At 37.6% G+C, this 12,146-nt stretch carries 18 protein-coding genes; all 18 read right to left on the bottom strand.

Annotated elements, in window-relative coordinates; translation table 11 throughout:
* Positions 1–3 precede the first annotated feature (3 nt).
* Positions 4–297: a phosphoribosylpyrophosphate synthetase gene (locus AEQU1_RS10495; RefSeq protein ID WP_111880962.1), complete on the bottom strand. Its 294-nt coding sequence runs from the start codon at positions 295–297 to the stop codon at positions 4–6.
* 6 nt (positions 298–303) lie between these two features.
* A complete protein-coding gene (locus AEQU1_RS10490) occupies positions 304–1,002 on the bottom strand; it encodes a hypothetical protein (protein WP_258455276.1) in 699 nt (232 codons plus the stop codon).
* 71 nt (positions 1,003–1,073) lie between these two features.
* The gene (locus AEQU1_RS10485) at positions 1,074–1,613 is read right to left on the bottom strand and encodes an AAA family ATPase (protein WP_111880959.1); all 540 of its coding nucleotides are present in this window, start codon (positions 1,611–1,613) and stop codon (positions 1,074–1,076) included.
* 18 nt (positions 1,614–1,631) lie between these two features.
* Positions 1,632–3,005, bottom strand: a complete 1,374-nt coding sequence (locus AEQU1_RS10480; RefSeq protein ID WP_111880957.1) for an MBL fold metallo-hydrolase RNA specificity domain-containing protein — start codon at positions 3,003–3,005, stop codon at positions 1,632–1,634.
* Positions 3,006–3,020: 15 nt separating this feature from the next.
* Positions 3,021–3,275: a hypothetical protein gene (locus tag AEQU1_RS10475; RefSeq protein WP_111881400.1), complete on the bottom strand. Its 255-nt coding sequence runs from the start codon at positions 3,273–3,275 to the stop codon at positions 3,021–3,023.
* A 42-nt stretch (positions 3,276–3,317) separates the two neighbouring features.
* A complete protein-coding gene (locus tag AEQU1_RS10470; RefSeq protein ID WP_111880955.1) occupies positions 3,318–4,160 on the bottom strand; it encodes a restriction endonuclease in 843 nt (280 codons plus the stop codon).
* Between the two features lie 2 nt (positions 4,161–4,162).
* A complete protein-coding gene (locus AEQU1_RS10465) occupies positions 4,163–4,993 on the bottom strand; it encodes a universal stress protein (protein ID WP_111880953.1) in 831 nt (276 codons plus the stop codon).
* A 50-nt stretch (positions 4,994–5,043) separates the two neighbouring features.
* Positions 5,044–6,105: a class I fructose-bisphosphate aldolase gene (locus AEQU1_RS10460; RefSeq protein ID WP_111880951.1), complete on the bottom strand. Its 1,062-nt coding sequence runs from the start codon at positions 6,103–6,105 to the stop codon at positions 5,044–5,046.
* A 14-nt stretch (positions 6,106–6,119) separates the two neighbouring features.
* Entirely contained in the window at positions 6,120–7,130 is a 1,011-nt protein-coding gene (locus AEQU1_RS10455; protein WP_111880950.1) for a type II glyceraldehyde-3-phosphate dehydrogenase, read from the bottom strand.
* A gap of 127 nt (positions 7,131–7,257) precedes the next feature.
* Entirely contained in the window at positions 7,258–7,512 is a 255-nt protein-coding gene (locus tag AEQU1_RS10450; protein WP_111880948.1) for a heavy-metal-associated domain-containing protein, read from the bottom strand.
* 12 nt (positions 7,513–7,524) lie between these two features.
* A complete protein-coding gene (locus tag AEQU1_RS10445; protein WP_111880947.1) occupies positions 7,525–8,883 on the bottom strand; it encodes an APC family permease in 1,359 nt (452 codons plus the stop codon).
* A gap of 7 nt (positions 8,884–8,890) precedes the next feature.
* Positions 8,891–10,240 carry an NAD(P)/FAD-dependent oxidoreductase gene (locus AEQU1_RS10440; RefSeq protein ID WP_111880945.1) on the bottom strand — a complete coding sequence of 450 codons (1,350 nt, stop codon included), beginning with the start codon at positions 10,238–10,240 and terminating at the stop codon, positions 8,891–8,893.
* A 101-nt stretch (positions 10,241–10,341) separates the two neighbouring features.
* Positions 10,342–10,620 (bottom strand): DUF5676 family membrane protein, encoded by a 279-nt coding sequence (locus tag AEQU1_RS10435; protein ID WP_111880944.1) that lies wholly within the window; start codon positions 10,618–10,620, stop codon positions 10,342–10,344.
* A gap of 17 nt (positions 10,621–10,637) precedes the next feature.
* Positions 10,638–10,844 carry an SHOCT domain-containing protein gene (locus AEQU1_RS10430; protein ID WP_111880942.1) on the bottom strand — a complete coding sequence of 69 codons (207 nt, stop codon included), beginning with the start codon at positions 10,842–10,844 and terminating at the stop codon, positions 10,638–10,640.
* 11 nt (positions 10,845–10,855) lie between these two features.
* Positions 10,856–11,092, bottom strand: coding sequence for an SHOCT domain-containing protein (locus AEQU1_RS10425; protein ID WP_111880940.1), 237 nt, complete (start codon positions 11,090–11,092; stop codon positions 10,856–10,858).
* A 19-nt stretch (positions 11,093–11,111) separates the two neighbouring features.
* On the bottom strand, positions 11,112–11,330 hold the full coding sequence (locus AEQU1_RS10420; RefSeq protein WP_111880939.1) for a heavy-metal-associated domain-containing protein: 219 nt from the start codon (positions 11,328–11,330) through the stop codon (positions 11,112–11,114).
* Between the two features lie 10 nt (positions 11,331–11,340).
* Positions 11,341–11,580 carry a hypothetical protein gene (locus AEQU1_RS10415; protein WP_258455275.1) on the bottom strand — a complete coding sequence of 80 codons (240 nt, stop codon included), beginning with the start codon at positions 11,578–11,580 and terminating at the stop codon, positions 11,341–11,343.
* A 27-nt stretch (positions 11,581–11,607) separates the two neighbouring features.
* A complete protein-coding gene (locus tag AEQU1_RS10410; protein ID WP_111880936.1) occupies positions 11,608–12,108 on the bottom strand; it encodes a hypothetical protein in 501 nt (166 codons plus the stop codon).
* Positions 12,109–12,146 lie beyond the last annotated feature (38 nt).

Genomic DNA, 12,146 nt, shown 5'->3' with positions numbered 1-12,146 from the left:
GTGTTATCGTAATTTTTTCCGCATTGCTTCTGAAATGTTTTCTGCATACACACCGTAGGCATCTACCAAAAGTCCTTTAATTCCATCTTTAGAAGATATTGCATATAAAATACTATTGTCATCAGTGCTGCTCATTCCCTCAAAGCGATAGGTTTTATCTACTTTAAAATCTTCTGGCCGGATTTCAATTTTTAGGGTAGCGCATTCCAAACATTCAGGCGTTAAGTTGAAATCATAGGTGTATTCATTTGCCTGTAGATCGTTAATAGCTTCTGAAAGTGTATCGTAATTTTTCATTTTTCTTTATTTATAGTTCATTGTAAAATAACTACCATCGGCTTCGGTGAATCTCTGAAAGGTCAATAAACCGTTATCGTTTAATTTTTCATTGACAGAATAGTTGAGTTGCTTAATGCGAATTCCCCACGCATTGGCCTTAATATTGATCTTTGATTTGATATTATTTCTATTGCCGTCCAATTTTCTATCATAAATTTTGATACTGCTTTTTGAATCAAAAAAATTTAATAAGCCTGAGTCAAAACTCATTTCAAGTTCAATATCTCTTAAGTTTTCCAAGTCGTATAGTTGTTTGAAATTTTTAGAAGTCGTGCTGATTTCGGTTTCCTTGGACTTTGGGTTGAAAAACGGAAAAGCTATTATCATTATATTTCCATCTTCTGGTTTGCAGCGGTAGGTTGTGGTGTATTTGTCGGTAGATTTTTTGTTTTTGTCAAACAATTCTGTGATTACCTCAATTTCATAATATCCATTTTTAGTGGTAATTTTTCCAGCTTCAAAAGTTTGTTTGTTTAAAAAAGCATCTTTTTCATCAAAATTCTCCCGAACGACAAACCTCCCTGAAACCTGCCCAATGAGCATTTCGTTTTGGGCCATTATACTTGTGATACCTAAAATAAGATAGAATAATATTGCAGATAACATTATAGATTTAGTATATGATCTATGATGTTTTGCATTAAAGTTGATAAATATTTTCATCGTTATTCGAAATAATTTACTTTATAGATTAAATCTAAATACAGGTTCAATTATCTTTATAATCATTGCTATTATATATTATTCAAAATAAATTCTACACGTTCATTTGGCGGTAAAACCGGAACAAGAATAATTGGAAAACCCAAAGACGTGTAAACCTTTATTATTAATTGATGTATTTTCTTTTGATCTTCCTCATCTTCGGTTCTTGCATAGTCTTTGATGAATGGCAATCGGTCTAAAATGAATATTTTTTTATAACAGGTATTTTTAACTGCATTAAGTAATTTCTCATCATAGTCCAGCATTAGAAATTGATAGTATGCCATAGCATCTGGTATGGCCCTGTCCAAAAAAACTAAAGCCTCTGGCTGGATGGCGTTTTCTTGTTCTATTTGCATATCCAAAACACCAAATTGAAATTTTCTTTTATTGTTTTTTATGACTTCGACCGTTTGACCTTCGATACGCATGGTGTCTATATAGTGCCTCGCATGCTCAATAGTTGTATTGTAGCCTCTTTCATCTAACATATTTATTACAGTAGTTTTTCCAGTGCTCGGCCCACCAGTTATAACATGCCAGTTGGTGTATGCTCTCTTTATTTGCATTTTTGTATGATAAAAAAGTTATACATTTTCGATAGTATATAATTGCGGGATTTCAGCATCCCAACCATAGGTTTCTTTGATGCCTTTTTGAACGGCTTCTGCGCCTTCTTTCTCGCCGTGTACAATAAATATCCGTTCGGGTTTATTTTTTATTTTACGCATCCAATCCATAAGTTCAGCATGGTCTGCGTGTGCTGACAGGCCTTGAATTTCAGCTACCTCCATATTAAATGGCACCCATTTTCCATATACCTTTAATTCTTTATCGCCTTCCAATAATTTTCTTCCGCGAGTGCCTTCAGCTTGATAACCCACAAAAAGCAAAGTATTATTAGGATTTTGGGCTTGGGTTTCAAGATAGTTGAGCATTCTTCCACCAGTGAGCATTCCACTTCCTGCAATCACTATTTTTGGTTTATTATCAGCCCGTAGTTCCATAGTTTCACGATAGCTGCTTACGACAGTAAAGTGCGAACACATTTCATCGCATTCATTGTCTTCCAACCTATGCCAATCCCTTGTGCGGTGGAACAGTTCTAATACACTAGCGCCCATTGGGCTATCCATAATCATCTGTACTTTGGGTATTTTGTTCTCCTTGAGTAATTTCCAAAAAATAAGCATCATCAATTGTGCACGCTCTACAGAAAAGCTTGGGACAAATAGGCTGCCACCTCTATCAAAAGTGTCTTTGACTAATTTTTCAATCTGCGGAATAGCTTCCACTTCATCAGGATGAAATCTTCCTCCGTAGGTAGATTCAATGAAAAGAACATCTGCCTTTTTTGGTTTTAGAGGTGGATAGAGCAATAAATCATTTGTTCTTCCGATATCACCTGAAAAAACGAAGCGTTTTCCGTGTACATCTAACTCGATGTAAGTTGCACCCAGAATATGTCCGTTATATTGAAATCGAGCTCTTATACCATCAAACAATGGAATCCATTGTGCTTGCGGAACGCCCTTAAAATGTGGAATGGTTTTTTCCACATCCTTCAAGTCGTAAAGTGGTTCAGCAGGACTGTGTTTGGAATAGCCTTCTTTGTTGGCACGTTCGGCTTCCTGTTCCTGGATTTTGCCACTATCATTAAGTATGATCTTTGCGATGTCCAAGGTTGGATTGGTGCCATAAATAGGGCCTTTAAATCCTTGTTTGACCAGTCTTGGTAAATATCCTGTGTGGTCTAAATGGCCGTGTGTAAGCAAAACCATATCAATTTCTGAAACTTTCACAGGTGGATATTCCCAGTTTTTAAGACGTAATTCTTTCAACCCTTGAAAAAGTCCGCAATCTATCAGTATTTTTTTCTCTCCCGTGTCCACAAGATATTTTGAGCCGGTTACTGTACCTGCTGCACCCAAAAAGTGGATGTTTATTTTATTGTTTTTCATTTTTATAGAATTTATTTAATGGCCACCACAACAAGAGGACGTGTTTCCTTTGTCTTGGCTCGATTGGTTCATTTCCGCTATTTCATTGTATAGATTACGGGAGTCTTCTTTGATAAAAAGCGCTAACTTCTTTATGGATTTAGGTTCAAAATTTACCATCCCCAATAATATTTCAAGGGCCTCTTCAAGTAATTTTGGGTCATCTTCCAAGGCTTGGTAAAATGGTTCGAAATCTATGCTGTTCTGTTGTTTCAATTCTTCAGTTTTCATAAGTTTTGTTTTTAGGATTGTTGCGCTTTTTATCATTATTCATTAAGTGCTTTTACATAGTGCTTCTGAATCATCTAATATCTTTTTGTGTCTCTTTTCACTAATTCCTATTTGGTTTAATAGCATTGGGTTTTCGTGAAGCTCTTTGCAGAGCACAATGCCTTTATCCAATAATTTTATTTTTTCGGCTTTTGTTAGAGTTGTTAAAGCGGTTAGTGGGTGGAAGCCAGACTTATCTATTCGTTCTTTAAGACCATTTCCCTTTGGATAATTCCAACTTGTCAATAACAATCCCACACACTTACCGTATTGTATCGCATCTGTTGTAAATCGTGTATTGGTGTACAAACCTCCTTTATGAATTTTAGCCTCGTGGCCTTTTTGATGTTCCCACTTCGTTTTAACATCCAAAAATCTAGACTGGATATAGAGTGGGATTTTCACATTACAAGTCCTTCTTTGATCGCTATGATATTTACATTCAATCATATAATGTTTGTTATCTTTTTGTGCTATCACATCTATTTCGTGCTGGACACAATTTCCCTGTAGAATCACGCCAACTTTTGTTGTATATCCTTCGTGCGCAAATAATTTTCCCACAAGGTTTTCAAAAGGAAAACCTGTTGGGCCCAGTTCCATCAAGGCTTTTTTGAGTTTGTACTTTGAAGCACTTACTCTGGATTTTCCCTTTAGCATTTTAAATGCCATTTGATAGATTTTTTTGGTGGTCATTCCCTCTTCGAGTTGCTCTTGTACCTTATGGGCTATATCCTGAACAATGTCTTCCTCTGCTTTTGAACGGTGTAAGGAGTTGATGAGTTTGTTGACATCAAAGGCCTGGAGCTCACCGGAATATTTTTTTATTAGGACTGATTCATTCATCGTTATACTTTAATGGTCATCACGGGCAATTCGGAATGATTTGTTACACCTTCAGCTATACTTTTGGAGAACAAGCTTAAAAAACCAGTACGTCCGCTGGTACACATAGCAATCAAATCGGCATTTTTGTACTTTAAGAAGTTGTTTATTCCGGTTTCCACGTCAGGCTCATTATATACATTCATTGAATACTTATCCAAATCGGGGAACTTTTTCAGGAACTCCTTTATGGGGTTTAAACCTTGATCAATACTATTAAAGTCTGTGTCAGTATTGACTCTCAATAAATGGATATTCGCTTCGCATTTATCGGCTATCGAAATGACCTTCTTAAATGCTTCGTTCACATCTTGAAGAAAATCTGAAACAAATACGATATCCTTGAAAGGAAAGGATACTTCTCGGTCCTTAACCACAATTACTGGAACATCAGCTTTTCTTACAATTTTTTCTACGTTGCTTCCAAGTAACTCACGTACTCCTCCTCTGGCACCACTACTTCCGGTAACAATAAAATCGTGATGGAAGTGACCAGAATGTTTTAGGATATTTTCCTGTCCGACATCAAATGTCAAAAAGGTTCTGCATTCAAGCCCTTCACGTTCCGCTTCTTTTTCCAGTTCGCGTAAAGCTGCTTTAGCGCTCCCAATTTGCTTCACTGTTTCGGGGTACTGCATTTCTTTTTGTTTATCCAACTTTACCCATTCAACAGGGGTTTTTATCAAATGAAAAAAATGGATTTCGGAATTATAAAGCTTAGCTAATTTAATTCCGAGTTCTGCTGCTTTATTGCAGTTTTCTGAGAAGTCTGTAGGTACGAGTATGTTTTTCATAGTTTATTGATTTTTAGGTGTTCTGCGATACTTAATTTTTTAGATTATTATTAGGCTACTGTGATGCTATTTTCCAGATATACCTGTTGCACCGTTTGCAATAATTCAATTCCTTTACTAAAAGGTTTTTGAAACGCTTTTCTACCCATAATCAATCCGGATCCTCCAGCTCTTTTATTGATGACGGCCGTTGTCACAGCTTCGGTCAAATCTGATTCCCCTTTAGAACCTCCTCCTGAATTGATCAATCCTATTTTTCCCATATAGCAATTGGCCACTTGTAATCGGCATAGGTCAATGGGATGGTCTGTGGTAAGCGTTTTATACATTGCATCATCGTATTTTCCAAACCCAATTTCTTTGAACCCGAAATTGTTGGTTGGTAATTTTTGTTTGATGATATCTGCCTGAATGGTTACCCCCAAATGATTGGCCTGTCCTGTTAAATCGGCAGCCGCGTGATAATCTATTTTTTCTGTTTTGAAGGCTTCATTACGCAAATAGCACCATAAAATTGTAACCATTCCTAGATTGTGGGCTTCTTCAAAGGCTTCGGCTATTTCCTTAAGCTGTCTGTTGCTTTCAGCTGAACCAAAATAAATAGTGGCACCTACGGCAACGGCTCCCATATCCCAAGCATTTTTTACCTTGCCAAAAAGGGTTTGGTCATATTTATTGGGATAGGTAAGAAGCTCGTTATGGTTAATCTTTACGATAAACGGAATTTTATGGGCATATTTTCGGGCATTGAGCCCCAAAACGCCAAAGGTGGACGCCACACCGTTGCATCCAGCTTCAATAGCGAGTTTTATAATGTTTTCAGGGTCAAAATAATCTGGGTTTTTATAAAATGAAAATGCGGCACTATGCTCAATGCCTTGGTCCACAGGAAGAATACTTAAATAACCACTACCACCCAGATTTCCGTGATTGTATAATTGGGCAAGACTTCGAAGCACCTGTGGATTTCTGTTGCTGTTGGCAAATACCTTTTCAAAACTATTTTTGCTCGGGGTTTGCAGTTCGTCCTTTGTAATTTTTTCACAAACGTGGTCTAAATAGAAGGAAGCCTTGTTCCCTAAATTTTCAACTATATTTTTATAAACATCCATAACATAATTATTTATTAGATTCCTAAACTTTTATTGGTCTTGGCGATGGATTTTTTACCATCGGTCTCGATTCCGGTAAGTGCTCTAATGGCATCGATAGTTTCCGGTATAACAATAGCTTGGTTATCCACCACATAGGCATAGAACAGTTCATCGCCCACTACTTTCAGCATATCTTCCCAAAGGGCAACTTCATACATATCGCCCCAAGGCCTTCCCATATCCAAGAACATTTCCTTAATGGTATTGTTGGAAACCAAACCTTGGTCATATTGAATCAATTTAATACGGCTGGAGGTTTTAAAAGCCTTTAGTACTTCTTCCTTTGTGGTCTGCTTTTTTAATTTTACATTCCAGTAATGCAAATGACTTAAGGTTTCGGGTACTTTTACTGCGGAAGTGATTACATCTAAATCTGGATCGACACTTTGAGCATCAGGACCTTGATGGCTCGGAATATCTCTTTCGGGAACCATTGTGTTCATAATGCCTCCTAAATGACTTTCCCAAGGATCTGTAGCTCTTCTTAGAAGTGTACCTCTGGCATAATCCAATAATTCGGCTCTCTTTAAAGCGGTCAATGTTCTTAGGATAGAGGTGGTGTTGCAGGAAACAACCCTTGTAGCATTTATATTTATTGCTGATTCATAATTGTTTTCGGCACTAAAGGAATGGCCTGTAGTTTCGTGTTTTTCGCCACCCTGAAGAATAAATTTGATGCCTTTTTCTTTATATATTTCTACATTTTGAGCCGCAATTTTTTTAGGCGTACAGTCCACGACGAGATCTGATTTGTTTAAAAGTTCCTGCATATTGCCTTTTACTGAAATACCTTCGGACTTCATTTTATCAGCTGCATCTTCGGTAGCTGCATAGATGTCATACTTCTTTCTTACGGCATTTTGAATGCGCCAATCGCTAATGATATCGCACACTCCCACAAGTTTCATATCGTCTTGTAGATTGATGGCGTCGGCTACTCTTTTTCCTATGACTCCGTAACCTATAACTGCTATATTTTTCATGTATTCTTAATTTTAATTGACTAAAATTTATGTTACTGTTTCAATACGTTTATTCTGATGGGTTTTGATTTTAAGTTATCTATTACGGCCTCCATCAATAAGAGGCCGAAGTTTCCAGAACTGACAATTATCCACAGCATCCACCACCAGATTTTTTTTGTTCATTGGCCGCTTGGGTTCCTTCAATGCTATAATTGCCGGCTTTTGATAATACCGCCTGCAATTGCGCCATACTGATGGCGCTATCTGCTTGTATCACTGCTTGTGGTGGGGACAGGCTTACCGATACTGCTTTTACCCCTTCTATTTGACTCAATGCTTTTTCAACGGTCTTTGCACAACCGCCACAGGTCATTCCTTTAATTGCTACTTGTTGTTTCATAATCTTGATTTTTTAATTGTTATTATTGTTATTATTACTCGTAGTTTCCATTCCCATCGGCATATTACCTTCATCGTCTGTATGTGAAATCATAAATAAACGTTCCGCAACAATTATTAAAATAATCCCAATAGCTGCAACGATAAGAACCAATGGATCGTTCAAGTATTTTAAATATAGAAAGGCAGTGAGCACCGCGATATCCATTACTATGGCTATTAAGGGAATGAGAGGTTGAAATTTCACTTCTTTTTTTAGGTGGCGGAAAAGCCCCCAGTGAATTGCAATGTCCATAATGAGATAGAATATAGCTCCTATGGAAGCAATCCTTGTTAAATCGAGTAGCGCAGTGAGTAAAATGGCAAGTGAAACCGTGAATATGAGGGCAGGATTTTTAAAGTTCCCCATTCTTTTTAAGGAAGGTACTTGCTTCATATTGCTCAACATAGCCAACAGGCGCGATGATGAAAAAACACTGGCAATAACACCAGATACTGTGGCAATTATTGCAATGCCAATGGTAAACCAAGAACCCCATTCCCCAAAAACAGGTTTCGCGGCCGCCGCAAGGGCATAATCTTTTGCAGCAATAATTTCAGGAATGGTTAAGCCTCCGGCCACTGCCAAAGCCAGTGCTACATAAATGATCGTACAGATTAGAATAGAAATAATAATGGATCGTCCCAGGTTTTTATGTGGGTTTTTAATATCCCCACCCTGATTTGTAATGGTTGTAAACCCTTTATAGGCGAGGATTGCTAATGCCAATGCAGCTACAAAGCCTAATCCTTGTGGCAATGCTTCGGTGTTTTGAGGAATGTAATTTCCTGTAATATCTGCAAATCCGGAAGCTATAAGACCTGCAATGGCGAGCAATGCAATACCCAGAACTTTGATAATTGCTGTAAAGGTGGCTGTTGCGCCAATTACTTTATTACCTAAAATATTCACGATATATGCTGTTACCAAAAGCAGAATACCAAGAACCGATGCGTAACCGGCAAAACTCTCTGGAAACAACCGAAGTGTATATGCGCCGAAAGTGCCTGCTACCAAACTTTCTGAAACCACCATAGAGACATACATCAATAAAGAAAAAACTCCTGTTGTTGTTCCTGGCCCGTAAGATTTATTTAAAAATTTGACGACCCCTCCAGAGGAAGGAAAAGCGCTTGAGAACTTTACATAGGAATAGGAACTGAAACCTACCACAATGGCACCAGCTATAAAAGCAATCGGGAATAAATCGCCTACCAACTCTGCTATTTGTCCCATAAGCACGAATATGCCAGCGCCAATCATTACGCCTGTACCAAGAGATATGGAACCTATTAGGGATAGCTTATTATTTTCGCCTTTGCTTTTTTTCATAGTTAAATTATTTCTTCGTGTTCTTAACTGAAGCTTTTGGTTTAAAATTTCTAATAATCACACGGTTGCTCTTTTCGTAACTGAAATAGCTAACTGTCCAATTAAAACCAACCATCAATCTATTTCTAAATCCGCTTATGGACATAAGATGAACGATTGACCATAGCAACCAAGCGAAATAACCAGCAAACTTGAACTTGCCCAAATCAGCTACTGCCTTACGTTTTCCTACTGTTGCCAATGAACCTTTATCTTTATATTCGAAAGGTTTTATGGGCTCATCTTTCATAAGTTTCAATAATGTGTCGCCAAGATATTTCCCTTGTTGAATAGCGGCTTGTGCTACTTGCGGATGCCCTTTTGGCGTTTGCTCTGTAATTATAGCCGCTATGTCCCCTATGGCAAAAATGTTTTCGTAACCTTCTACTTTTAAATTAGCATCAGTCTTGATGCGGTTACCTCTAACCACGTGTTTTTCATCAATCCCTTTTGGGAACTGTCCTTTCACACCAGCAGTCCAGATTAGGTTTTTGGCTAAAATAGTTTTACCACTTTTTGTAGTGACTTGTGTGCCATCGTAATCACTCACTGATTCATTGACTAATACTTGTACATCCAAGTCTTTCAAATATTTTAGGGTCATTGAAGATGCTTTGTCAGACATCGTGCTTAACAATTCATCAATGGCCTCTATTAAATAAATATTCATAATGGAAGAGGGGTACTCTGGATAATCCTTCGGTAGAATGTATTTACGGAATTCAGCCAATGCCCCAGCCATCTCTACGCCAGCAGGACCACCACCGACAATAACAAAATTGGTCAAGGCATCCCGTTCTTTTTCATCGCAGGTAATGGCAGCCTGTTCCAGATTCTGCAACATCAGATGGCGGATGTTGAGGGAATCACGGATATCCTTCATCCCAAGACTGTGGGACTCTACGTTATCCATTCCAAAAAAATTTGTGGTTGTTCCCGTTGCCAATATGAGGTAGTCGTAATGAACCTTTCCCTTATTGGTTATAATGGTGTTCGATGAGGATTGAATTTCTTCAACTTCAGCTAAACGAAACAATACATTTTTGTATCCGTTGATTTGTTTTCTGAAAGGAAAAACAATACTGTCCGGTTGCAGGGCACTTGTTGCCACTTGATAAAGTAAAGGTTGAAATTGATGGAAGTTGTTTTTATCAAACAAAATCACTTGCAATTCTTTGTTCTTCAATTTTTCTACCAATGCCAAACCTGCAAAACCACCACCAATGATAACCACACAGGGCAATGTTGAATCTGGAAGGCAGATTTCATCTGCTATCTTGCAAGTGGATTCTTCTATATTGTTTTTCGCGTGTTTCATTTTTATATACCTTTATCGGACACGTATAGACCTGTCCAAAGAGCAATAATAATTAGCGCCTATATGAACCAGGCATACTGCATAAATGCTAAAAAGCACCTCTATTTTTCAACCTTTATTTGAGCATTGTAAAAAGCTGCAATGCAAGCACCAATCAACCAGCCCAGAATGAAGGTTTGAACGATACCAAAGAAGGCTTCCAATAAGTGAACGTCCATTCTGATGAGATTTGAAGTGTCTAGGCCGTGCAATAGGCTGTTGAAAAAGATGATTGTCCCTTCCTGTCCTGCTGTTGCCATTACTATCATACAGCCTAAATAAATTATAGCACCTGTTAGCCCGAAGGCAAAACCGAGTTTTTTTATGTTTAATCGATACATAGTTTTATGTTTTTGAGTTAGTTTTCTGATTTTAAAATCGTTTTTGATTCTTCAAATTCTTCCTTGGATATTTTGCCTTGCACAAATCGCTTTTTTAAAATATCCAATGGGCTTTCCTTCTTTATTTTTTGATAAGGTATGTCTGTGGGAATGAAAAATATCCAGGCCAAGAAAATGAACCAGACAATCCACCATGTAAAATGCATACCACCGTAGTGATCCATAATATTAGTTTTTAAGAATTAATGTTTTTAGTACTGCCTGAAGTCAAAATCTTTTTTGACACTTCAAATTCTTCCTTGGATATTTCGCCCTTGGCAAAACGCATTTTCAAAATATCCAGTGGGCTTTCTTTCTTTGATTTTTGATAAGGGATGTCTGCTGGGATAAAGAATATCCAAGCGATTAATATGACCCATATAATCCACCATATTAGGTGCATTCCCCAAAAACTTCCGTCGTAATAGTGCATAATTTTTAGTTTTAAATTGTTATTGATTTGTTTCAGTTATTGTATATCCGTCAAGGTCACTGAGCTGTTTTTGTAGCTCAGCTACTGAAAGAACTTCTTTCATTGTGATAAGTGTAGCACCTTTTGGCGCCAGGAAAATCTCGACTTTCTCAATGCTGGGGTGTTCTTCTAAAGTCTTTTTGACCCTAGCGACACAACCGCCACAACCGATTCCGTTTATTTGAAATTTTTGTTTCATTGTTTTGTTTTTAATGATGATGGTCTTTGTGTTCTGGGTCATCCTCTTTTCTTTTTCTGTTCATATTTTCATCAGACAACCCGTGGGTATGGCCGCCGTGTTTCATTGGCATCATTAAGTGAAAGGCAAACATCACTATGAAAAAAGTAAACAGTGCCGTGCCACCTCCAATACCCAATGAAGGGGCAAGGAATATAAATAGGAGTGGTAATCCACAACCCAGAACCATCCATAACCAGTGATTTTTCATAATTTTAGTTTTTTAAGTTGTCATAAATTAATGATGCTCGGTATGATCGTCTTTGGTTGGGCTATTCATATTGTCGCTCATATTCATTCCTTGCATACCTGTCTTGCCGGCAGGCAGGTCCATACCTTTTTCAGCCATCATCTTCTTGCAAGACTTCATGCAATCTTCGCTCATCATGCCTTTTTGGTGCATCATTTTCATCATAGTTCCCATCATTTTTCCGTCATTCATCATTCCGTTCATCATTGAGCGCATCATTGTACTGTCTTTCATCATCATTTGCATTCCTTCTCCCTTCATCATAGAGCCCATCATTTTTTTATTGCCCTGCATCATTTGCATTGTGTGTTGGTTGTCCGGCATACTTTCCATAAACTCGGCCATATAATCGTCATTTTGGGTAATGGTATTAAAAACCTCCGAACGAGTTTCAGGATTATCCATTAATGATTGAGGGTCTGTTTCTTGTTTGCAACTGTTTAAGCTTAAAAGTCCAATTGTCGATAAAATAATTGCTAGTGTTTTCATAGTTGTTTGTTTTAAATTTATTAGTTAAAATTATTTAT

The organism is Aequorivita sp. CIP111184, from assembly GCF_900489465.1.
GTDB lineage: Bacteria > Bacteroidota > Bacteroidia > Flavobacteriales > Flavobacteriaceae > Aequorivita.
The sequence above is the reverse complement of the archived record's forward strand: the minus strand, read 5'-3'. Positions and strand labels throughout refer to the sequence as shown.

Coding starts and splice junctions, on each gene's coding strand:
- AEQU1_RS10440 (WP_111880945.1), bottom strand. CDS start 10,240: ATGAAACACGCGAAAAACAATATAGAAGAATCCACTTGCAAGATAGCA.
- AEQU1_RS10475 (WP_111881400.1), bottom strand. CDS start 3,275: ATGAAAACTGAAGAATTGAAACAACAGAACAGCATAGATTTCGAACCA.
- AEQU1_RS10420 (WP_111880939.1), bottom strand. CDS start 11,330: ATGAAACAAAAATTTCAAATAAACGGAATCGGTTGTGGCGGTTGTGTC.
- AEQU1_RS10480 (WP_111880957.1), bottom strand. CDS start 3,005: ATGAAAAACAATAAAATAAACATCCACTTTTTGGGTGCAGCAGGTACA.
- AEQU1_RS10435 (WP_111880944.1), bottom strand. CDS start 10,620: ATGTATCGATTAAACATAAAAAAACTCGGTTTTGCCTTCGGGCTAACA.
- AEQU1_RS10430 (WP_111880942.1), bottom strand. CDS start 10,844: ATGGATCACTACGGTGGTATGCATTTTACATGGTGGATTGTCTGGTTC.
- AEQU1_RS10445 (WP_111880947.1), bottom strand. CDS start 8,883: ATGAAAAAAAGCAAAGGCGAAAATAATAAGCTATCCCTAATAGGTTCC.
- AEQU1_RS10485 (WP_111880959.1), bottom strand. CDS start 1,613: ATGCAAATAAAGAGAGCATACACCAACTGGCATGTTATAACTGGTGGG.
- AEQU1_RS10465 (WP_111880953.1), bottom strand. CDS start 4,993: ATGAAAAACATACTCGTACCTACAGACTTCTCAGAAAACTGCAATAAA.
- AEQU1_RS10460 (WP_111880951.1), bottom strand. CDS start 6,105: ATGGATGTTTATAAAAATATAGTTGAAAATTTAGGGAACAAGGCTTCC.
- AEQU1_RS10450 (WP_111880948.1), bottom strand. CDS start 7,512: ATGAAACAACAAGTAGCAATTAAAGGAATGACCTGTGGCGGTTGTGCA.
- AEQU1_RS10415 (WP_258455275.1), bottom strand. CDS start 11,580: ATGAAAAATCACTGGTTATGGATGGTTCTGGGTTGTGGATTACCACTC.
- AEQU1_RS10410 (WP_111880936.1), bottom strand. CDS start 12,108: ATGAAAACACTAGCAATTATTTTATCGACAATTGGACTTTTAAGCTTA.
- AEQU1_RS10490 (WP_258455276.1), bottom strand. CDS start 1,002: ATGAAAATATTTATCAACTTTAATGCAAAACATCATAGATCATATACT.
- AEQU1_RS10425 (WP_111880940.1), bottom strand. CDS start 11,092: ATGCACTATTACGACGGAAGTTTTTGGGGAATGCACCTAATATGGTGG.
- AEQU1_RS10495 (WP_111880962.1), bottom strand. CDS start 297: ATGAAAAATTACGATACACTTTCAGAAGCTATTAACGATCTACAGGCA.
- AEQU1_RS10455 (WP_111880950.1), bottom strand. CDS start 7,130: ATGAAAAATATAGCAGTTATAGGTTACGGAGTCATAGGAAAAAGAGTA.
- AEQU1_RS10470 (WP_111880955.1), bottom strand. CDS start 4,160: ATGAATGAATCAGTCCTAATAAAAAAATATTCCGGTGAGCTCCAGGCC.